This is a genomic window from Synechococcus sp. BA-124 BA4 (assembly GCF_034931165.1).
Genome location: NZ_JAYGIA010000065.1, coordinates 35294 through 54814 on the forward strand (window position 1 = coordinate 35294; position 19521 = coordinate 54814).

The 19521-nt window shown below is 66.4% G+C and carries 21 protein-coding genes and 1 pseudogene; 12 read left to right on the forward strand and 10 right to left on the reverse strand.

What is annotated here, in order from left to right; genetic code table 11:
• Positions 1 to 258: 258 nt before the first annotated feature.
• Both VB734_RS07285 and gorA read right to left on the reverse strand, forming a co-directional pair.
• On the reverse strand, positions 259 to 1092 hold the full coding sequence (locus tag VB734_RS07285) for a response regulator transcription factor (protein WP_197164288.1): 834 nt from the start codon (positions 1090 to 1092) through the stop codon (positions 259 to 261).
• Positions 1093 to 1194: 102 nt separating this feature from the next.
• The gene (gorA, locus tag VB734_RS07290) at positions 1195 to 2613 is read right to left on the reverse strand and encodes a glutathione-disulfide reductase (RefSeq protein ID WP_197166876.1); all 1419 of its coding nucleotides are present in this window, start codon (positions 2611 to 2613) and stop codon (positions 1195 to 1197) included.
• 129 nt (positions 2614 to 2742) lie between these two features.
• On the opposite strand from gorA, the gene VB734_RS07295 reads away from it, so the two are divergent.
• Positions 2743 to 3582 (forward strand): Npun_R2479 family HD domain-containing metalloprotein, encoded by an 840-nt coding sequence (locus tag VB734_RS07295; RefSeq protein WP_322781455.1) that lies wholly within the window; start codon positions 2743 to 2745, stop codon positions 3580 to 3582.
• A 31-nt stretch (positions 3583 to 3613) separates the two neighbouring features.
• Here VB734_RS07295 and VB734_RS07300 read toward each other — a convergent pair whose 3' ends face one another.
• Together VB734_RS07300 and VB734_RS07305 are read right to left on the reverse strand one after the other, a co-directional pair.
• Positions 3614 to 4354, reverse strand: coding sequence for an MBL fold metallo-hydrolase (locus VB734_RS07300; RefSeq protein ID WP_322781454.1), 741 nt, complete (start codon positions 4352 to 4354; stop codon positions 3614 to 3616).
• 36 nt (positions 4355 to 4390) lie between these two features.
• A complete protein-coding gene (locus VB734_RS07305; protein WP_255518516.1) occupies positions 4391 to 4525 on the reverse strand; it encodes a hypothetical protein in 135 nt (44 codons plus the stop codon).
• A 122-nt stretch (positions 4526 to 4647) separates the two neighbouring features.
• Here VB734_RS07305 and VB734_RS07310 point away from each other — a divergent pair, with 122 nt between their 5' ends.
• Positions 4648 to 6324 (forward strand): NAD(P)/FAD-dependent oxidoreductase, encoded by a 1677-nt coding sequence (locus tag VB734_RS07310; protein WP_197164257.1) that lies wholly within the window; start codon positions 4648 to 4650, stop codon positions 6322 to 6324.
• On the opposite strand, the gene pgeF is transcribed toward VB734_RS07310, so the two are convergent.
• The 3 genes and pseudogenes from pgeF to VB734_RS07325 form a co-directional block, all read right to left on the reverse strand.
• Positions 6284 to 7096 carry a peptidoglycan editing factor PgeF gene (gene pgeF, locus VB734_RS07315; RefSeq protein ID WP_197164255.1) on the reverse strand — a complete coding sequence of 271 codons (813 nt, stop codon included), beginning with the start codon at positions 7094 to 7096 and terminating at the stop codon, positions 6284 to 6286. The genes VB734_RS07310 and pgeF overlap by 41 nt on opposite strands.
• A gap of 12 nt (positions 7097 to 7108) precedes the next feature.
• Positions 7109 to 8008 carry a Tab2/Atab2 family RNA-binding protein gene (locus VB734_RS07320; RefSeq protein ID WP_322781453.1) on the reverse strand — a complete coding sequence of 300 codons (900 nt, stop codon included), beginning with the start codon at positions 8006 to 8008 and terminating at the stop codon, positions 7109 to 7111.
• Positions 8005 to 9297, reverse strand: a pseudogene (locus VB734_RS07325) (S1 RNA-binding domain-containing protein). The gene VB734_RS07320 and the pseudogene VB734_RS07325 overlap by 4 nt, the downstream one beginning before the upstream one ends.
• Before the next feature lie 51 nt (positions 9298 to 9348).
• Here VB734_RS07325 and VB734_RS07330 point away from each other — a divergent pair.
• The 6 genes from VB734_RS07330 to folE all read left to right on the forward strand — a co-directional run bounded on the left by VB734_RS07330 (position 9349) and on the right by folE (position 14628).
• Positions 9349 to 10143 carry a creatininase family protein gene (locus tag VB734_RS07330; protein WP_197164249.1) on the forward strand — a complete coding sequence of 265 codons (795 nt, stop codon included), beginning with the start codon at positions 9349 to 9351 and terminating at the stop codon, positions 10141 to 10143.
• 58 nt (positions 10144 to 10201) lie between these two features.
• Positions 10202 to 10963, forward strand: a complete 762-nt coding sequence (locus VB734_RS07335; RefSeq protein ID WP_231594736.1) for an aldehyde oxygenase (deformylating) — start codon at positions 10202 to 10204, stop codon at positions 10961 to 10963.
• A 66-nt stretch (positions 10964 to 11029) separates the two neighbouring features.
• A complete protein-coding gene (locus tag VB734_RS07340; RefSeq protein ID WP_197164247.1) occupies positions 11030 to 12076 on the forward strand; it encodes a long-chain acyl-[acyl-carrier-protein] reductase in 1047 nt (348 codons plus the stop codon).
• A gap of 76 nt (positions 12077 to 12152) precedes the next feature.
• Positions 12153 to 13142 carry an acetyl-CoA carboxylase carboxyltransferase subunit alpha gene (locus VB734_RS07345; RefSeq protein WP_322781452.1) on the forward strand — a complete coding sequence of 330 codons (990 nt, stop codon included), beginning with the start codon at positions 12153 to 12155 and terminating at the stop codon, positions 13140 to 13142.
• A 24-nt stretch (positions 13143 to 13166) separates the two neighbouring features.
• Positions 13167 to 13877, forward strand: coding sequence for an SDR family oxidoreductase (locus VB734_RS07350; RefSeq protein ID WP_197164243.1), 711 nt, complete (start codon positions 13167 to 13169; stop codon positions 13875 to 13877).
• A gap of 7 nt (positions 13878 to 13884) precedes the next feature.
• On the forward strand, positions 13885 to 14628 hold the full coding sequence (gene folE, locus VB734_RS07355; RefSeq protein WP_197164242.1) for a GTP cyclohydrolase I: 744 nt from the start codon (positions 13885 to 13887) through the stop codon (positions 14626 to 14628).
• A 2-nt stretch (positions 14629 to 14630) separates the two neighbouring features.
• On the opposite strand, the gene VB734_RS07360 is transcribed toward folE, so the two are convergent.
• Positions 14631 to 15290 carry a phosphoribosylanthranilate isomerase gene (locus VB734_RS07360; protein ID WP_322781451.1) on the reverse strand — a complete coding sequence of 220 codons (660 nt, stop codon included), beginning with the start codon at positions 15288 to 15290 and terminating at the stop codon, positions 14631 to 14633.
• Between the two features lie 82 nt (positions 15291 to 15372).
• Between VB734_RS07360 and VB734_RS07365 the strand changes: the two genes are divergently transcribed.
• Entirely contained in the window at positions 15373 to 16599 is a 1227-nt protein-coding gene (locus tag VB734_RS07365) for a site-2 protease family protein (RefSeq protein ID WP_197164238.1), read from the forward strand.
• 26 nt (positions 16600 to 16625) lie between these two features.
• Here the strand turns inward: VB734_RS07365 and VB734_RS07370 are convergent, their stop codons facing one another.
• On the reverse strand, positions 16626 to 17393 hold the full coding sequence (locus VB734_RS07370; protein WP_231594734.1) for a lipoyl protein ligase domain-containing protein: 768 nt from the start codon (positions 17391 to 17393) through the stop codon (positions 16626 to 16628).
• Positions 17394 to 17419: 26 nt separating this feature from the next.
• On the opposite strand from VB734_RS07370, the gene VB734_RS07375 reads away from it, so the two are divergent.
• Positions 17420 to 18181 (forward strand): sulfite exporter TauE/SafE family protein, encoded by a 762-nt coding sequence (locus VB734_RS07375; RefSeq protein ID WP_197164236.1) that lies wholly within the window; start codon positions 17420 to 17422, stop codon positions 18179 to 18181.
• Here the strand turns inward: VB734_RS07375 and VB734_RS07380 are convergent.
• Positions 18162 to 18653 carry a CRR6 family NdhI maturation factor gene (locus tag VB734_RS07380; protein WP_197164234.1) on the reverse strand — a complete coding sequence of 164 codons (492 nt, stop codon included), beginning with the start codon at positions 18651 to 18653 and terminating at the stop codon, positions 18162 to 18164. The genes VB734_RS07375 and VB734_RS07380 overlap by 20 nt on opposite strands.
• Positions 18654 to 18742: 89 nt before the next feature.
• Here VB734_RS07380 and psaM point away from each other — a divergent pair, with 89 nt between their 5' ends.
• Positions 18743 to 18847, forward strand: a complete 105-nt coding sequence (psaM, locus tag VB734_RS07385) for a photosystem I reaction center subunit XII (protein ID WP_197164232.1) — start codon at positions 18743 to 18745, stop codon at positions 18845 to 18847.
• A gap of 184 nt (positions 18848 to 19031) precedes the next feature.
• A complete protein-coding gene (locus tag VB734_RS07390) occupies positions 19032 to 19415 on the forward strand; it encodes a hypothetical protein (protein ID WP_322781450.1) in 384 nt (127 codons plus the stop codon).
• Positions 19416 to 19521 lie beyond the last annotated feature (106 nt).

The window sequence follows — 19521 nt, forward strand, 5'->3', positions numbered from 1 at the left end:
CAGCAACAGGGAAGGGATCAATCGCGGCCGCAGCGGCAACGGCCCCCTTTCCAGTTGGAACATTTCTTGCCTTTGCAGCCTTTTCCTTTCGACTTGGCCATGGTCATCACCGGACAAGCCACGCGCTCAAGGCAAGGATCGATCCAGGGGCAACTGTCGTTCACAGGATGACGGGGATGGAAAACTCCTGCACCCATCCAAGCGTCACCCACCCGGGCCCCGCGTGCAGGAGTGACCAGAGCGTGTGATCAATGTTACTCAGGCCTCCCTGCGGCGGCTCCTCTGGTCCCAGCGCAGGGGGGGTGCCGCTCTGACGGAATCGGCTGGATTGAGCGCCTCCCCCACCAGGCCCAGGCGGTCTCTGCCGACAGCCGGCTGATGGGCAGGATCCGCAGGCAGGTCCAGGCAGTACCCCGTGCCGTAGATCGTTTTGATGTAGGCCGGCCGGTGGCGGTCATGTTCCAGCTTTCCGCGCAGATGTCGGATGTGGGTGCGGATGCATTCCACGTCGCTGTCGGGTCCGTAGCCCCAGATCTCCCGCAGCAGCACCTCCCATGGCACCACCTGGCCGTGGCGTTGCAGCAGGCAATGGAGAAGTTCGAACTCCGTGCGGGTGAGGCGCACCGGCAGGCCATGCCAGAGGGCTTCGTAGCGTTCCGGGATCAGGGTGAGAGGGCCATAGCTGAGGACTTCCGGAGCACGCACCAGCTGAGGTGTGGTGGCACGTCCCCGCAGGAGAGCCTTGACGCGGGCCAGGACTTCCTCAGGGGCATAGGGCTTGGTCACATAGTCGTCGGCGCCGGAGGTGAAGCCCCGGACCTTGTCATCGAGGCTGCTCAGGGCCGTCAACACCAGGATGGGTGTCCGGCTCGTGCGCTGATCACGGCGCAGCCGCTGAAGAACGGTGAGGCCATCGATCCCCGGCAGCAACAGATCGATCACGATCAGCTGGGGATTGACCTGCAGGGCCATCGCCTGGCCCCGGTGACCATCATCGGCCTCCGCCACCAGAAAGCCAGCCTCCTGCAACTGGCTGGCCAGGCGATCACGGCCGATCCGTTCATGATCGATGAGCAGAACGAGAACGGACATCGCGGCGGAGCGTGCGTGACCTGGAGAACATCCAGAATGTAGTCAATTTTGCTGATGTCTCCATCCGCTGACAGCCTCGAGCTCCGTCCCTCCTCGGCCGCGTCACTGGGGCATCGTCACGAACTCCTCCGCCACGGTGGGATGGAGTGCCATGGTGCGATCGAAGTCGGCCTTGGTGGCTCCCATGCCGATCGCGATCGCCGCCATCTGAATGATCTCGGCGGCGTGTTCGCCCACCATGTGGCACCCCAGCACCCGGTCTGACGCCACCTCCACCACCAGCTTCAGCAGGCAGCGAGGGCCACGCTGAGGCAGGGCCTGGGCCATGGAGCGGAAGCGGGCCCGGTGGAGGCGAATCCCCTCCGCACCGAAGCGGGCAACGGCCTCCTCCTCGCTCAGCCCCACCGAGGCCAGCTCCGGTTGGCTGAACACGGCACTGGCCACCAGGTCGTGGTTCACCTGGCGGGGTCGTCCGCCGTAGACGCTGTCGGCGAAAGCACGGCCTTCGTCCACCGCCACCGGGGTCAGATTGATGCGGTCGGTGACATCGCCCACCGCGAAGATGTGAGGCACGTTGGTGCGCTGATCGGCATCCACCGGAATGCGGCCGCCGTCCACCGCCACTCCTGCCGCCGCCGGATCAAGTCCGGCCAGGAAGGGTTGGCGGCCCGTGGCCAGCAGCACGCCGCCGCAGCGCTCCTGGCGGCCCTGGCAGGTGCTGGCGATCAGCTCACCCGAATCGCCGGAGATGGCGGTCAGGGTCTGGGCAAAGTGGATGGTGATGCCATCGGCTTCCATGCCCTCATGCACCGCCGCGCTCAATTCCCGGTCGAAGCCCCGCAACAGATGATCCCCGCGCACGAACTGATCCACCTCCACGCCCAGACCGCGCAGGATGCAGGCGAATTCGCAGGCAATGAAGCCGCCACCGACGATCAGGACCCGCTGGGGCAGGCTTTCGAGCAGAAACATGTCATCACTCACCCAGCCCAGCTCGGCGCCGGGAATCGAGGGACGGTGAGGGCGACCGCCCGCAGCGATCAGCACACGCTCGCCACGCAGAACACGCCTGCTGCGCTCCGCGCTGCCCTTGCCCTGCGCACCGCCCACGTCGATGTGATGGTCATCGAGAAAGCGGCCCCAGCCTGACACCAGCTCCACTCCGGCCCGCTCGAGAAAGCCGATGTGCAGCGCATTGAGGCGATCCACTTCGGCGCGCACCGCCGCCAGCAGCCGGGATGGATCACTGTGAGTCCGGCCCACGCTCCAGCCGTAACTGGCCGCATCGGCCAGCAGGTGTCTGTAGGCCGATCCGTACACCAGGAGCTTCTTGGGGACACAACCCCGGATCACACAGGTGCCGCCAACCCGGTCTCCCTCGATCACGGCAACCCGGGCCCCATGGCTGGCGGCGCGCTTGGCGGCCGCCAGACCCCCGGATCCGGCCCCGATCACCACCAGGTCGAAGCGGTCGTGGTCGGCGACGGAGAGGGCATGAGGGCTGGCTGCTGGATCAGCGATGGTGGTCACGGTCAGAGCTGGTGCACTGCCGTCAGGATGGTCGATCGATTGCCGTCCAGTCGTCGCAGCCGCTCAGGAGATGGCAAACTTGGCTCGAAGATTCAGGCGGGGCGTCCGTCAGCAACCGCGATGTTCAACGCCACACGGTTGATGATCGCCGACGTGCAGCAACGTCTGATCACCACCTACCGATCCTCCTACGGCACGCTCAAGCGGGACTACGAGGAGATCATCTCCTGGGCCGCTTCCATGGCCCTGGAGAACATCGCCACAGGTGATGCACTCTACCACGATGTCGAGCACACCATCCTGGTCACCCTGGTGGGCCAGCACATTCTCTACGGCAAGCATCTGCGCGAGGGCGGCATCACGCCGGATGACTGGCTGCATTTCACGATTTCACACCTCTGCCACGACATCGGCTACATCAAGGGAGTTTGCCGTGACGACAAAGATGGCCACTACGCCACCGGGGTCAACGGGGACTCGGTGAGGCTCAAGGAAGGTGCCACCTGTGCTGCCCTCACGCCCTACCACATCGACCGCGGCAAGCTGTTCATCGAAGAGCGCTTCGGCGGCCACGGGCTGATCGATGCCGAGACGATCAAGCGCAACATCGAACTCACCCGTTTCCCCGTACCTGCTTCCACCGATCATCAGTGCACCACCCACATGCCTGGTCTGGTCCGGGCCTCCGATCTGATCGGCCAGCTGAGTGATCCCCGCTACCTCAACAAGATTCCCGCCCTGTTCTGGGAGTTCGAGGAAACAGGAGTGAACAAAGCGCTGGGCTGTGCCAACCCCGGACAGCTGCTGAAGGCCTACCCCACCTTCTACTGGGGTCAGGTGTTTCCCTACATCAAAAACGCGATTCCCTACCTGGAGCTGACCCAGGCCGGCAAGGACATTCTTGCCAATCTCTATGGCAACATCTTCATGGTGGAACACGACCTGCTGGAGAGTCCCTGAGGAGCGAAGCACCCACGCCGGCCCAAGCGCCTCACGCCGCCAGGAGGTCGTAGCTCACCCCCGGCACCGGATCAATCAGGCGAGAGCCCCCTGCCACGACCCTGGCCGCCGCCTCCATGCTCCCCTTCTGCCAGAGGATTCGGGTGAGAGCTCCCTCGTAGCGCACATCACCGCCGCTGGTGCTGGCCAGAACAACCCTTGGCTGGAAACGCTCCAGCAGCTGCGGCAGCACCTGCATCCCCTTGACGAAGGCCCCGACGAGTGGCAGGCCCAGATCGAGCACCGGCGTGATCACGGCATCAACCGACTGGGACGGGAGGTCAGAGGAGAGGAACCCATGGGGTTCCACGTAGAGACTGCCGGCGGGATGCTGCAGCAGATACCCGTTCTCCACCTGGGGCACCGGAGCGCCGGCGCTGGCCGTGAGCGTCAGCTCCCCGTGGTGAAACCGCTCGCCTGGGGCGAGGCAGTTCACCGCCTGAAAACCCAGTTGGCGGGCCTTGGTGGCGGCAGCGGCCGAACCCACCACCGTCAGGGTCGGATCCAGCAGCGCCAGGGTGTCCGGATGGCAGTGGTCAGGAAGCCCCTGGGTGAGCAGGAGCAGATCCAGCCCTCCGGGCACGGGCCAGGACTGCGGCAGCTCGGCCCGGAAGAACCAGGGACCTGGGGGAAACTCCAGGGGGCCTGTCAGCCAGGGATCCAGAAGGACCCTGCAGCCATCGAAGTCCAGCAACCAGCCGTTGGCGCCGAAACAAGTGGCTTGCAGTGCCATGACGCCAGAGCCCGGAATCCGCTGTGACCTCAGACCTTAGGCAGCGTTGAGGAGTAGGCGTGGCTGGCTTTCGCGGAAGCAGAGTCGCCAGAGCAGCACCCCCATGGCGCCGCCCCGTACCAGGCTGACAATGGCCAGGCCCACGCAGAGCGGGCAGTGGGCAAGACCCATGGAAAACGCTCTCTCGGACAACGGGTTCGTGACTCCAGCCTGACAGCCCCGAGGCGTCCGTGGGGGTCGGCTGCTGGAATACAGGACCAAGCGACACTCCCTCCCGGGACCAGGCAGGCATCGTGCTGCGGCTGAGCGAACTCAGGCTCCCCCTTGATCACACCGACGACGAGCTGCGCCAGGCCGTGCTGAAGCGGCTTGGGCTGCCGGCCCGGAGTCTGCGGGCTCTGAAGCTGGTCAGGCGCAGCGTGGATGCCCGCAACAAGGACGCTATCCGTTTCAGCTACAGCCTCGATCTGGAGGTGGACGATCCCAAGGCCCTGCTGCAGCGCTGGCGCAAGGACCCCCATCTGCGACCGGCCCCCGACACCACCTACCGATTCGTGGCTCAGCTGATGCCTGGGGAGCTACAGCGGCCTGAACGCCCGATCGTGATCGGGGCCGGTCCCTGTGGTTATTTCGCGGCACTCGTGCTGGCCCAGATGGGGCTGCGGCCCCTGCTGCTGGAGCGGGGCAAGCCCATCAAGGAGCGCACGTCCGACACCTTCGGCTTCTGGCGGGGCCAACGGCCCTTCGATCCCGAATCGAACGTGCAATTCGGCGAAGGCGGGGCCGGCACCTTCTCCGACGGCAAGCTATACAGCCAGGTGCGGGACCCCCGTCACCTGGGGAGGAAAGTGCTGGAGGAACTGGTGGCCTGCGGTGCCAACCCCGAGATCCTCACGCTGCACCACCCTCACATCGGCACCTTCAAGCTGGCCACGGTGGTGCGGGGACTGCGCAGCCGCATCGAAGCCCTCGGCGGCGAGATCCGCTTCCGCAGCGAGGTTGTTCGCCTGGAGATCGAGGCAGATCCGGGTGGACGACGGGTCTGTGGCGTCGAGCTCGCCGATGGCTCCTGCCTGCAGGCCCGCCATGTGGTGCTGGCCGTGGGCCACAGCGCCCGCGACACCTTTGCAAGCCTGCACCGCGACGGGGTGCTTCTGGAGCCCAAGCCCTTTTCGATCGGTGTGCGCCTCGAGCATCCCCAGTCGTTGATCGACTCGGCTCGCTGGGGCCCCTGCGCCGGCCACCCTCGGCTGGGGGCGGCGGAGTACAAGCTCGTGCATCACCTCGACGATGGCCGCAGCGTCTACAGCTTCTGCATGTGCCCAGGCGGCCTGGTGGTGGCAGCGGCCTCCGAGCCCGGCCACCTGGTCACCAACGGCATGAGCCAGCACTCACGCAACGAGCGCAACGCCAACAGCGGCATCGTGGTGGGTCTGGAGCTGGAGGATCTGCTCCCCTACGGCCGTGGCCAGGGCGACCCCCTTGCTGGAGTGGCCTTTCAACGCCACTGGGAGGCGAAGGCCTTTGCGCTCGGTGGCGGCAGCTACCGGGCCCCCGTCCAGCGGCTCGATGATTTCCTGGCCGGCCGGGGTAGGAGCCGGCCGCCAGGCTCGATCCAGCCCTCCTACGCCCCCGGAACCACCCCCGCCGATCTGAGCGCCTGCCTGCCGGACTTCGCGGTGGCCGCCCTGCGGGAAGCGATCCCGGCCTTCGAGCGCAGCATTCCCGGCTACGCCATGGGCGAAGCCCTGCTCACCGGAGTGGAAACGCGCACCTCCTCGCCTGTGCGGATCCCGAGAGGGCCTGACCTGCAGAGCCTGAACACCAGGGGCCTCTACCCGGCCGGAGAGGGCGCCGGCTATGCGGGTGGGATCCTCTCTGCCGGCATCGATGGCATCCGGGTGGCTGAGGCGGTGGCCTCCAGCCTGCTCAGGACTGGGCCACAATGCCGCTCCACTGCACCGCCTTGATCTGGTCGCGGCGCCAGGAGTGAAACAGCAGCGGCTCCGCCACCGTGCACAGGGGGCAGAGGCTCAGCTGCTCAGCCCCCAGGCCGGAGTTCAGCAGCTGGGAACGGGCGGCCAGGCGGATGTCGAGGCGGTAGCGATCCTCAGGGGAGCCGGGTGAGGCATCGGGCACCAGTGCTCCGGCCGCCGCCAGGCTGCCCGCGGGATCCTCACCAGAGGCACAACAGGCGTCGCCCACCTGAAGGGCCACGTCCAGCTCCACCTGGTAGGCCTCACCACGTACGGCAGGGCCCAGGGCCACCAGCAGATCGCTGCGCTGGCTGCCTGAGCGCTCCAGCGCGTCGATCGCCGCCGGAAGAATGCCGGTGGCGACCCCGCGCCAGCCGGCATGGCATGCAGCGACCGAACCCCGGACACGATCGGCGATCAGCACCGGGGTGCAATCGGCGCCACAGACCCACAGCGACTGGCCTCCGCCATCGCTGACCAGCCCATCGCCCTCAGGCCAGGGTTCAGCGCCAGCCTCACTGGCGGCCAGCACCCGGGCACTGTGGATCTGACGGGTGCGGTGCACCGAGACACCGGCACTGATGGCGGCTGCCAGTTCCTGGGGACCACGCCCACTCCACTGCCGGGTGAAGAACCCGTGCTCGAACTCCCCCAGCAGGTCGCACTGGAGGACATAGCCGCCATAGGTCCCGACCCAGGTCCAGCCGTCCAGGTCGTTGAAGACGCTGTCGGGTCGATCGAACGGTGGGTCAACGGCTTCAGCCACGGGGCAGGGGCCTCAGCAATCGGGCATGTCACGCAGGAGCCAGAAGCCATCGAAGCGCTCGGATCGCGCCTCGCTCTGCACGGCGATGAACTGCAGGCCAGCGGCAGCCTCGCGTGCCGCCGCGAAGGCTTCCGCCACCTCACTGGCTTCCTTCTCAGCCAGGGTCGCCAGCCGCCAGCGGTCTTCCAGGCCAGCCTCGAGCACCAGGTTGGTGCCCTCCATCTCCAGCCGGGCCGGCTCGAGGCCGGCGATCCAGCCGGCGATCGCCAGGGAGCGGGTGCGGCTGAACAGACGCAGACCAGGCACCACCAGGTCCCCGGAAAGCTCCACCGGAAGAGGAAACAGCCCTTCGAAGCCGATCTCCCACTCGGAAGATTCGCGCAGGGCGTCGAGGGGCAGTGAGGCCCAGGCCCAGGAATCCCCCCGGGCCGCCTCCGGCAGGGGCAGGGGAAGCGAGCGGATCGGCTGTGGAGGCGGTGCCAGGGGGCCGGCCATGTACCCCTCTTCGGCGGGGTAGACGTCGCGCTCCCGTTCGCTCAGCCATTCGGCCAGGGCATAACAGCGCCGACTGGGGATGACCTCAAGGCCGACGGCCTCAGCGGCCCGCTGCACCATGGTGCGCATCGTGGCCCGCCAGCAGCGCAACCGCCGCGGAGGCCCCAGACCATGCTCCGCCGCCGCGGCCAGGGCCTCGTTGAGGGCGCCCTGGAGCCAGACCGAGTTGACCGTGCTGGCTGGACAGTTCTTCACCCAGCGGAAGCGGGGGTGGCTGCCCTCACTGGCGGGAGTGGCGGTGATCAGCAGATCCCAGCGCTTCTTGCCGCCGGGATCGAGCACCGGGCGGGAGAAGAAATCCAGTTCCCAGTCGGGGGAAAGCTGAGCACCGTGGGCTGCGGGAGCGGCCTGACTCATCCCGCCTCCTGCTCCTGTTGGCGCAGCAGCAGGCGTGCGCGGTTGGCCCGGTCCTCAGCCTCGGCCATCACCGTCTCCTTGGCCGTGAGCAGCTCGCCGGGCTGGGTCTCGAGCAGAGCGGTGTTGAGGGCAATCCTGCCCCGGGAGGGATCGATCTGGGTCACCAGGGCCTTGAGCCGCTCTCCCTGGCTGAAGACTTCACGGATGTCGCGCAGGTGAACGCCCGTGATGGACGACTGGTGCAGCAGACCGCTCACCCCGCCGAGGTCGACAAAGAAGCCATAGGGCTTGACCGACACCACCTGACCGTCGACCAGCTGACCCACCTCCAGCTCCGCCAGCAGGGACGCGCTGGCGGCCCGCTTCTCGGAGAGCACCAGCTTGCGGGTGTCGGCATTGACCTCCAGGAAGGCCACGGCAAAGGTGGTTCCGACCAGCTGTTCGTGGTTCTCGCCGTTCTGGAGCTGGGACCGGGGGATGAACCCCCTCAGCCCTTCCAGCTCACAGGTGACGCCACCGCGATTGAAACCACTCACCTTCACCTGGACCACCTTGCCGGCGGCCTCGAGCTGCTTGACCTTCTCCCAGCTCTGGCGCAGGGCCAGGGCGCGGGCGCTGATCGTGACCATGCCATCGGCGTTCTGCTCACGGGTGACCAGCACCTCCACGGGCTGACCCTTGGGGAAACGTTCCTTGAGGTTGCCGATCACACCGAGGCCGGCTTCGGCCTTGGGCATGAAACCCGGCGCCTTGCCCCCGATGTCGATGTACACTCCGTCGCTCTCGGCGCTGATCACCGTGCCGGTGACCACGTCCCCGGTGGCGCCCACGGGTTCGTTCTCATCCAGGGCGGCGAGGAAGGCATCCTCATCGAAGTCGAAGTCGTCGACGGTGCGCACCGGCCGTGAGGAGGTGGTCCCTGAAGGGGCTCAGCCGGTGGAGCGGCTGGCGCGGCCCTGCCGGGACGCGCCATCGGCGGACCCCATCAGATCGGCCATGGTCATGCCTTCCAGGCTTGCCGTCTCGAAGCGGTCGTCATCACTGATGCTCGCTGCAGCGGCCTGGGGCGAGGCGGCCGGCCTGGGCGCCGCAGCGGCCGCGGCAGCGTCGGGGGCACGGACCGTGGCCTGCTCTTCAGTGGGGGCCTGCTGACTCTTCTGGTCCTCCTCCTCCTTACGGCTCAGATACATCAGCTGGGGAGGCTTGCGCAGCGGAGGCTCCGCCCGGGTTGGAGCCACCGGCTTGGAGCGGGGACCTGCAGGAGGAACGGGACGCTGCGATCCAGCCATGGCCCAGGTGATCTGACAGCAGCACACTGTAAGGATCAGCCCGTGGAGCGGATGGGAGCACCTGCCAAGCACGCCCTCGACGGGCTCAGCTGGATGGCGGCCCAGGAGGCCGCGTCCCGGCCTGGCAGCACCGTGATCTGGCCGTTCGGGGCTGTGGAGCAGCACGGTCCGCATCTGCCCCTGGGCACGGACGCCATCTTTGCCGAACGGATCCTCCAGGCCGTGCTGGAACGCTTGCCCGCAGAGCTGCCCATCTGGCGGCTGCCCTTGTTCCAGCTGGGTTTTTCCCCCGAGCACGGCGCCTTCCCGGGCACCCTCAGCCTGCCGCCCGAGGTGCTGCTCCAGGTGGTGATGGCCGTGGGGGGCGACCTGGCCCGGGCCGGGTTCCAGCGCCTGGTGCTCTTCAACGCCCACGGCGGGCAGATCGCTCTGCTGCAGGTGGCGGCACGGCAGCTGAGGGCTGCCCATCCCCGCCTGGCGGTGATGCCCTGCTTCCTCTGGAGCGGTCCGCCGGGGGTGGCGGCGCTGGTGCCCGAGCCGGAACGCAGCGAAGGACTGCATGCGGCGCTGGCCGAAACAAGCCTGATGCTGCATCTGGCCCCGGAACTGGTGGGGCTGCAGCGTCCGTGGGAGGGGCAGCCCGATCCGGCGCCGCCAGCGGGCTGGAGCCTGGAGGGTGCCGTCCCCACCGCCTGGCTGACCGCCGATCTCTCCGCCAGTGGGGTGGTCGGAGATGCCCGTGGGGCCAGCGCAGCCCTGGGCAAAGACCTCTGTGCAGCCCTGGTGGACGGTTGGGTCACGTTGCTGGGGGATCTGCTCTCCAGCACCTGGCCACCACGCCCCTGAACCATTTCCGGCAGGCCTGGTTACAGTCGCCAGCACTGATCGCTTCGCCGGCAACGCCATGCCCAGCCTTGAGACCACCATCACCGCAGCAGCGACCGGCTCCGCCGCTGCCTCCACGGCTGCCGGCGGCAGCGGTGAACAGGATCTCGGGTTGCCTGATTTCAGCAGCAGCACCTACAAGGATGCCTATAGCCGCATCAACGCGATCGTGATCGAAGGCGAACAGGAAGCTCACGATAACTACATCTCCCTGGGCAGCCTGATTCCTGATCAGGCAGAAGAACTGGCAAGGCTGGCGCGCATGGAGCTCAAGCACAAGAAGGGATTCACGGCATGTGCCAATAACCTTTCGGTGACTGCCGACATGGACTTCGCCAAGGAGTTCTTCTCACCCCTCCATGGCAACTTCCAGGCGGCACTGGCTGAAGGGAAGGTGGTGACCTGCCTTCTGATTCAGGCAATTCTGATCGAGGCTTTCGCCATCTCGGCCTACCATATTTATATCCCTGTCGCTGATCCCTTCGCCCGTAAAATAACTGAGGGCGTGGTCAAGGATGAATACACTCATCTCAACTATGGCCAGGAATGGTTGAGGGCCAATCTGGAGTCCTCCCGTGAGGAACTGGAGCAGGCCAATCGGGTGAACCTGCCTCTGGTGCGCAAGATGCTGGAGCAGGTGGCCGGGGACGCCGCTGTTCTGCACATGGACCAGGAAGATCTGATGGCCGACTTCATGACCTCCTACCAGGAGGCCCTCACCGACATCGGCTTCACCACCCGGGAGATCGCCAGGATGGCCACCGCCGCACTTCTGGGCTGAGCCCTCCAGCCGTGGCAGGATGTGTCGTCGGCCACAACCGTCCCCATTTCGCCCCGCCACAGCTGCATGTTCGGTCTGATTGGTCACTCAACCAGCCTCGAGCAGGCTCGAAGCAAGGCCCTTGAGCTGGGTTTTCCCGAATACGCCGACGGGGACCTCGACCTCTGGTGTGTGGCTCCACCTCAGCTGGTGGAGAACGTCAGCATCACAAGCCCGACGGGCAAAACCATCGAGGGTGCCTACATCGATTCGGTGTTCGTTCCCGAGATGCTCAGCCGCTTCAAGACAGCGCGGCGCAAGGTGCTCAGCGCCATGGATCTGGCCCAGAAGAGCGGGATCGACATCACCGCCCTGGGTGGATTCACCTCGATCATCTTCGAGAACTTCAACCTGCTCAAGACCCAGCAGATCCGCAGCACCGCTCTGGACTGGGGACGATTCACCACCGGCAACACCCACACCGCCTGGGTCATCGCCCAGCAGGTGGAAACCAATGCCCCAGCCCTCGGCATCGACCTGAGCCGGGCGAAGGTGGCGGTGGTCGGTGCCACAGGCGACATCGGCAGTGCCGTCTGCCGCTGGCTCAGTCAGAAAACCGGGGTCGCCGAGCTGCTGCTGGTGGCCCGGCAGCCCCAGCCCCTGCTCGATCTGCAGGCCGAACTGGGCGGGGGCCGCATTCTCAGCCTTGAGGAGGCCCTGCCTGAAGCCGACGTGGTGGTCTGGGTGGCCAGCCTGCCCCAGGGTCTCAGCATCGATCCGGCCAGCCTCAACTCACCCTGCCTGATGATCGATGGCGGCTATCCCAAGAATCTGGACAGCAAGGTGGCCGGTGCAGGAGTGCACGTGATCAAGGGAGGCATCGTCGAGTTCTGGCAGGACATCGGCTGGCAGATGATGGAGGTGGCGGAGATGGAGAATCCGAAGCGCCAGCTCTTCGCCTGTTTCGCCGAAGCCATGCTTCTGGAGTTCGAGGGCCTGCACACCAACTTCAGCTGGGGCCGCAACAACATCACTCTCGCCAACATGGAACTGATCGGTGCGGCGTCCCTGCGCCACGGCTTCCGCTCGATCGGCCTCAATCAGGTTCAGCGGCCACAGCTGGCAACCGTCTGATCGAGCCTGCCATCGTCCGTCGACGATCTCCGTCTCTCCAGCCCTGATCCCTCCAGAGCCATCCCCCTCCCACACCATGGCCCGCCGCCCATTGCTTGATTTCGAAAAGCCCCTGGTGGAACTGGAGGATCAGATCGATCAGATCCGCCAGCTGGCCAGGGATTCCGAAGTGGATGTCAGTCAGCAGCTGCTGCAACTGGAAACCCTGGCGGCCAGACGACGGGAGGAGATTTTTCAGTCTCTGAGCCCCGCGCAGAAGATCCAGGTGGCACGCCACCCCCAGCGGCCGAGCACCTTGGATTACATCCAGGTGATCACCGATGACTGGTTCGAGCTGCACGGGGATCGCCGCGGCTCCGATGACCAGGCCCTGGTGGGAGGCGTCGGCCGCATCGGTGACCAGGGAGTCGTCCTGATCGGCCATCAGAAAGGCCGTGACACCAAGGAGAACGTGGCCAGGAATTTCGGCATGGCCTCCCCGGGGGGTTACCGCAAGGCCCTGCGACTGATGGAGCATGCCGATCGCTTTCGCCTGCCGATTCTCAGCTTCATCGACACGCCAGGCGCCTATGCCGGCGTGCTGGCCGAAGAGCAGGGGCAAGGTGAAGCGATCGCCGTGAACCTGCGCGAGATGTTCCGCCTCCGGGTTCCGGTGATCGCCACGGTGATCGGTGAGGGGGGCTCCGGCGGTGCTCTCGGCATCGGCGTTGCCGACCGCCTGCTGATGTTTGAGCACAGCGTCTACACCGTGGCCAGTCCGGAGGCCTGCGCCTCCATCCTCTGGCGGGATGCAGCCAAGGCCCCGGCCGCCGCCGCCGCCCTGCGCATCACGGCCAACGATCTGCTGCAGCTGGGGGTGATCGACACCGTGCTGAGTGAACCCTCAGGCGGTAACCACTGGGCCCCGCTCCAGGCGGCTGAGACCCTGCGCGCCGCCCTGATGCAGCACCTTCAGGACCTTGGCCGGCTCAGCGAAGCCGAGCTGCTCCAGCAGCGTTATGCCAAGTTCCGGCGCATGGGGAGGATCCTGGAGCCGGAGGCCACAGAAACTGTGGCAAACCCTTAAGGTTCGGGTCGAGACGCAACCTGCTTGGCTTCTGTATTGATCACCGGTGCCTCCAGGGGCATCGGATCCGCTGCTGCCAGCCGTTTCGCGGCTGCTGGCTGGGATCTTCTGCTCCTGGCACGCTCCGGCCGTGATCTCGAACGCGTCGCCGCTCCCCTGCGGGACGCCGGCAGGCGAGTGGAATGGGTGATGGCGGATCTGACAGACGCCGACAGCCTTCCCGGCCACCTGAGTGATCTGCTGGGCCGCGGACTGCAGCCCACGGTGGTGATCAACAACGCCGGGGCTGCTTACACCGGGAAGCTCGCCAGCATGGAGCTGGGTTCATGGCAATGGTTGCTTCAACTCAACCTCACCAGTGTCTTCCAGGTCTGTCAGGCGGTCCTGCCTGGATTACGCCAACAGGGATCGAGCCTGATCATCAACGTGAGCAGCCATGCAGCCAGGAATGCCTTCCCCGAATGGGGGGCCTACTGCACCACCAAGGCGGCGCTGGAATCGTTCAGCCGCTGCCTTGCAGCCGAGGAACGCAGCCATGGCATTCGCGTCTCCACCCTCACCCTCGGCGCGGTCAACACACCCCTTTGGGTGACGGAAACCGTCCACAGCTCCTTCGATCGCCGTGCCATGCTTGATCCCGATCAAGCCGCGGAAGCCTTGCTGTTCCTTGCTCAGCAGCCTCCGTCCCAGGTGGTGGAGGACCTGACCCTCATGCCCGCCTCTGGCGCTTTCTGAGTCTTTCATGACATCCACCATCCCCTCCAACCCTCGCTCCAGGTCGATCGCACCCGACGCGGCCCCGGGCCCTGTCAGTGCGCGCATTCGCGAGCGCCTGATTCAGGCCGGTGTCCCCTTCTTCGCCAACGACAACGTTGCTGATCACCTGCTCGAGGGAGAACTCGACCAGTTGGAGATCGAGGTGGCTGGGAAAGTGCGCGAGATGCTGCGCAGCCTCGTCATCGATATCGACAACGATCACAACACCGAGGAAACAGCAGAACGCGTTGCCCGGATGTATCTCCACGAGGTATTCAAGGGTCGATACCACAAACAGCCGAAGATCGCCAGCTTCCCCAATGTCAAGCATCTGGATGAGATCTACACAGTGGGTCCGATCAGTATCCGATCGGCCTGCTCCCATCATCTGGTGCCGATTCTGGGCAACTGCTGGATCGGGATCAAGCCCGGTGATCGGGTGATCGGCCTCTCCAAGTTCGCCCGAGTGGCGGATTGGGTCTTCTCACGTCCCCACATCCAGGAAGAAGCCGTGATGATCCTGGCGGATGAGATCGAGCGCCTGTGCAAGCCCCAGGGCCTGGCGATCCTGGTCAAAGCCCAGCATTACTGCATGAAGTGGCGTGGAGTCAAAGAACCTCAGACCAGCATGGTGAACTCGGTGGTGCGGGGCGATTTCCGCCACGACCCCAGCCTCAAGCATGAGTTCTTCGAACTGGTGAAGCAGCAACAGGCTCTGCTCAGCACCTGAGCTCATCTCGCACCTGCTGCTGAGCCCTTCACCACGTCCACCAGCGCGCGCACCAGATCGAGGTTCTTCTCGCCTGGGGCGCGCTCAACGGAACTGGAGACATCGAGTCCATCGGGATGAAAGGACGCCACCAGCTCAGCGGCGTTGGCTGGTCCCACGCCTCCGGCCAGCCACCAGGGCAGGGCGGGCCTGAACCCCTCCAGCCAGGCGGGTGGAATCCGCTGACCACTGCCTCCCAGTTGGTGCGGAACCCAGGCGTCCAGCAGAACGGCCTCCGCCACGTTCCGATAGTCGTTGACCCGCTCAAGATCACTGGGGCTGGCAATTCTCAGGGCCTTCCAGATCGCGCAGCCTGTTCTGTCGGCAAGCTCCCGGCAGCGGGCTGGGGTTTCCCGCCCATGCAGCTGTAGCACCTGATGGCCCTGGTCAGGATTCAATTGCGCGCCCAGCTCGTCGCCCGGATCCGCCAGCACCAGCACTCCCCGGCAGCCAGGCCGACCGTCGGACATCGCCTGGAACAGCTCCAGCCGCTGATCGGGGGCCAGCCAGCGCGGGGACGACCGCACCGCGATGACCCCCACGGCATCCACACCGAGTTCGGCCACCGCCCGGGCCTGGGCCGGCTGACGCAGGCCGCAGATCTTCAGCAGAGGGGGGAGCACCACAGGAAGGCCATGGCCACCCTTTCTAGGATCGGCGAAAGACCGCCCGGGATCTGCCTGGGCATCGGCAGGACGGGACCGCGTGGGTGAAGGTTGGCAGCTTTTCAAGATCAGCGGCATCCCGCTGCGCATCCACCCCAGCTGGTTCGTGATCCTGCTGCTGGCCACGCTGGGTTTCGAACAGCAGTACGGCATTCAGCTGGCGGGCCAGGCCTCTGCTGCCAGCCTCTGGCTGCTGGCGCTGGGAACGGCCCTGCTGCTGTTCGTTTCGGTGCTGCTGCATGAGCTGGGCCACTCCCTGGTGGCCATCGCCCATGGGGTGAAGGTGCGCAGCATCACCCTGTTCCTGCTGGGGGGGGTGGCCAGTGTCGAGAAGGAATGCTCCACGGCCATGGCCGCTCTGCAGGTGGCTGCCGCCGGCCCCCTGGTCAGCCTGTTGCTGGCAGGTCTGTTGCTGGGCAGCAGCCATTCGGTCGCCCATCTCTCGCCCCTGCTGGGGGAAATGGTCAGCCAGCTGGGCGTCCTCAACCTGGTGCTGGCCCTGTTCAACCTGCTGCCCGGTCTGCCCCTCGATGGGGGCCTGATCGTCAAGGCGCTGGTGTGGCAGTGGACCGGCAGTCAGCGTCGCGGGGTCCAAGTGGCCGCCGCCATGGGCCGCTTCCTCTCGCTGATGGCCGTGGGAATGGGCACCCTGCTGCTCCTGCGTGGCGGTGGGCTGGGGGCCTTCTGGCTGATCATGCTCGGGTGGTTCGGGCTCGGGGCCTCCAGAAACCAGATTCAGCTGCTGGCGCTGCAGAAAGCCCTCAAGGACCTCAAGGTCAGTGAGGCCGCCCGCCGCCGCTTCCGGGTGCTTGAGGGTGATGCGCCCCTGCGCGAGCTCTCCCGGATGCGTCGTGACGACAGCGACGGCACTCCGGACTGGGTACTCGTCTGCGAGCGGGGGCGCTGGAAAGGGGTGATCGGCGATGACCCCCTGCAGACCCTGCCGGTTCAGCGTTGGGATCAGGAGCGGGTGCTGGACCACATTGAGCCCCTGAGCACCCTTCCCAGCATCCAGCACGATGCACCGCTCTGGCAGGCCGCCCTGCTGCTGGATGAGCCCGGCGTCGATCGCCTGCTGGTGCTGGGTTCGGCGGGCCTGCCGAGCGGCACCCTGGAGCGGCCGGAACTGTCGGAAGTGGTGCTGGCCCGCCTGGGGCTTCGACTGCCGGCACCGTTGCTGGAGGCGGCCAGGCGCCAGGGCACCTACCCCCTCGGGCTGTCCCTGGCCCAGGTGGCCCGGGGGATCGCCGAGAGTGGCGAGGGCTGATTCGCCCCATGCACGGGGGCCGTTCCTCAGGACAGACGAAACCGGTGGCGCCGGCGATCAATCGCCTCCCACTCCTGACCCCCAAGTGGCTCAACCAGCAGCGGCCCCCCCCCCAGGCTGCTGATCAGCGTGCGGCGCAGCTGGCCCTCCAGCGCATCCGCGGACAGTCCTGGAGCCGCGGCTGGAACCGCTGGGGGTGATCCGAACAGCTCCTGCCACAACGCGGATGGTGGGTCGAGCAGCACGCTTCCGTGCTGCAGCAGCTGGCGCCGGCGCCAGAGCTGGGCACTGCCCACCCGCTTGCGGTGATCGCTGTCCACCAGATCAGCCACGGTGCTGCTGGCGAAGCAGTTGTCGGATGGAACCGAGACCCTCTCCAGGCCTGGGCTGAGGGCCAGGCCCAGGGGGGCCATGGCCTGCGCCAGCCAGGTGGCCACCTGGCCGTAGGCGCGATGGCCCCCTGGCTGGCGGGGAGGATCAGGCCAGAGCAGGGCGTAGGTGAGGCTGCCGGCATGGAGCACGGCGCCACCGCCGCTGGGCCGGCGCACCAGCGCCACACGGCCTTGCCGGACTGCGCGACTCCAGGCCGGGGTGATGGCGCGCTGGTGGTGGCCGAGCGAGAGGGTCGGTGTGCTCCAGCTGTACAGGCGCACCGCTCCCTGACCTGGCTTGAGCAGCAGCTGATCCAGCAGCCAGTCGTCGATGGCCATCTGCCAGTCACCGCGCAGGCAGAGGTGGGGGATCCAGCGCCAGCTCGACGGAAATGGGAGTTCAGCAGGGGATGCTGATGGCACCGTGCGGCCGCCGTTCAAACCCGATCATGCTGGGCGATCTGCTGGTGCTGGTGCCCCTCGGTCTGGGGGCGGGGCTGCTCTCGGGGCTGCTGGGCATCGGTGGCGGCCTGGTGTTCTCCCCGATGCTGCTGATGGTGGGCCTTCCGCCCCATCAGGCCCTGGCCACCAGCACCCTGGCGATCGTGCCCACCACCCTGGGGGGGACCTGGGTGCATCTGCGTCAGGGTCGGGTGCTGCCTGCGGAGGGTCTGGCCATCGGCCTCAGTGCCGCCCTGAGCGGGTTGCTGTTCAGTCGGCTGGGGGGACTGCTCAGCGGCTGGCAGCTGCTGGGCCTGCAGTCGCTGATGTATTTGACCCTGACCCTGACGATCTCGCCTCGCCGAGACCATGAGGCTGAAGCATCGCCAAAGCCACCAGCCTTGATGGCTCTGGCCCTGGTGGGCTGCGTGGCCGGCCTGGCCGGAGGACTGCTGGGGGTGGGCGGGGGCCTGTTGATGGTCCCCCTGATGATGGGGAGCCTGAAGCTGCCGGTGCGCGAGGCCATCCGCCTCAGCACCCTGGCTGTGCTCTGCTCCTCGTCGGCAGCGTCGGTCACCTTCCTGATCGGGGCGAAGGCCCAGGGATCCATCGCCCTCACCCTTGGTGGAGCAGCGTCTGTGGCAGCCCGCTGGTCTGCCGCGCGGCTGGAGCGGGTGCCGGAGACCCTGCTGGTGCAACTCCTGCGCGGGCTCACGGGCCTGCTGGCCCTCGACAGCGGACGGCGGGCCCTCAGCCTCCTGCTGGGCTGATCGTCTCCCAGAACCCTGGATCGAGCTCGAAACCCAGCACCGCGGCCATCTGAGCGAGACCCTGGCGGCAGTTCAGACCCCGCTCGTGGCTCCAGTGATCCAGCAGAAAGCAACGCTGGGTGATCCAGAGCTCGAGACTCTCCGGTGCGAAGCGGATCCCCTCCTGGCGGCTGAAGCCATGGGGCAGAAGCATCGCCACGTGACGACAGAGCTGGCCACTGCTGCGGTCGAGCACCAGGGGCAACCAGGGGTGAAGCGCATCGGCCCGCAGACTCCAGAGACGCAGTTCAGGCAGTTCGGAGAGCTCGCGGGGATCGTCCGGCTGACGGGGCCAGTCGAAATCGAGGACCAGAGCTCCGGTGGCGGCCAGCAGCTCGGCCGGAGAACAGGTGCTCCAGGGCTTCAGCGACGAGAGATCAAGAGCGCGGACACTCTCAGCGGACACGGAGAGGCTGGAAGGAGGTTGGGCCATCAAGAGCTGTGACAGCCCGATGCCATCACGTGGCGTCGGGCGGAACGGAGCCGAACAATGGTGGCGACATCCGTTTCCCATCGTTGGCCATGGTCACAACACTCAGCCAGGCAGAGGTTCTGATCGCCCTGGTGGTCGCCGCCCACGCCGGCATTCTGGCGATTCGTCTCAGCGTCAGCCTCTACCGGGCCTGAATCAGAGGCTCGCCCTTGGCAGTTCGCACCTGAACTGCTAGAAGCGGGCCATCACTTCTCCTTCTCCCCCTTGTCCGCCGCGCAGCAGCTCAGGCCCGTCTCCGCACCAAGGCGTCAGGCGACATCCAGGCGACGGCCAGCCCCGCGCACATCCGCCGCACCACCCATCAGCGCAGCTGAGGCGGTGGCCATTCATCAGGGATCAACCGACAGGCAGGAGCTGCTCTGCGGTGTGATTGGGCTCAGCGTCAAACTGGGCATGACCCTGCTGGCTGGCCTCAGCCTGGTTCATCTGGCTGGGGCCTACCAGCATCGTCTGAACCAGCACGACGAACTGAGTGCCATTCTTCAGATCGAACAAGCCAAATTGCAGAAGGCGCAGAAGCGCTTCGATCAACTCTTCGTCACCACCGGTGAGCAACGGCTGATCCGCGAACAGGATCAGTGGATCGCCCCCAACCGACTACGGGTGGTGTGGAACGACCCCATCGAATCCAAGCCCTCCGCGGCACCTGCCGGCAGACCCCTGATCAGCACCCAGCCCCTGCCTGCCCAGGGTCAGCGCTGAACTGATCTCCTGGCCCGAGGGTGGTGTCAGTCGAAACCGCCGGGGATTCCCTGGGGTCTCAGGCTGGGAAGCGCTCACATGGCGTGACTGAGCCAGATGTCCACGA

Bases quoted from the DNA above. Each gene is read 5' to 3' on its own strand.
- VB734_RS07285 (WP_197164288.1), bottom strand. From the start codon at position 1,092: ATGTCCGTTCTCGTTCTGCTCATCGATCATGAACGGATCGGCCGTGAT.
- VB734_RS07295 (WP_322781455.1), top strand. From the start codon at position 2,743: ATGTTCAACGCCACACGGTTGATGATCGCCGACGTGCAGCAACGTCTG.
- VB734_RS07300 (WP_322781454.1), bottom strand. From the start codon at position 4,354: ATGGCACTGCAAGCCACTTGTTTCGGCGCCAACGGCTGGTTGCTGGAC.
- VB734_RS07305 (WP_255518516.1), bottom strand. From the start codon at position 4,525: ATGGGTCTTGCCCACTGCCCGCTCTGCGTGGGCCTGGCCATTGTCAGC.
- VB734_RS07320 (WP_322781453.1), bottom strand. From the start codon at position 8,008: ATGAGTCAGGCCGCTCCCGCAGCCCACGGTGCTCAGCTTTCCCCCGAC.
- VB734_RS07330 (WP_197164249.1), top strand. From the start codon at position 9,349: ATGGGAGCACCTGCCAAGCACGCCCTCGACGGGCTCAGCTGGATGGCG.
- VB734_RS07335 (WP_231594736.1), top strand. From the start codon at position 10,202: ATGCCCAGCCTTGAGACCACCATCACCGCAGCAGCGACCGGCTCCGCC.
- VB734_RS07340 (WP_197164247.1), top strand. From the start codon at position 11,030: ATGTTCGGTCTGATTGGTCACTCAACCAGCCTCGAGCAGGCTCGAAGC.
- VB734_RS07345 (WP_322781452.1), top strand. From the start codon at position 12,153: ATGGCCCGCCGCCCATTGCTTGATTTCGAAAAGCCCCTGGTGGAACTG.
- folE (WP_197164242.1), top strand. From the start codon at position 13,885: ATGACATCCACCATCCCCTCCAACCCTCGCTCCAGGTCGATCGCACCC.
- VB734_RS07375 (WP_197164236.1), top strand. From the start codon at position 17,420: ATGCTGGGCGATCTGCTGGTGCTGGTGCCCCTCGGTCTGGGGGCGGGG.
- VB734_RS07380 (WP_197164234.1), bottom strand. From the start codon at position 18,653: ATGGCCCAACCTCCTTCCAGCCTCTCCGTGTCCGCTGAGAGTGTCCGC.
- psaM (WP_197164232.1), top strand. From the start codon at position 18,743: ATGGTCACAACACTCAGCCAGGCAGAGGTTCTGATCGCCCTGGTGGTC.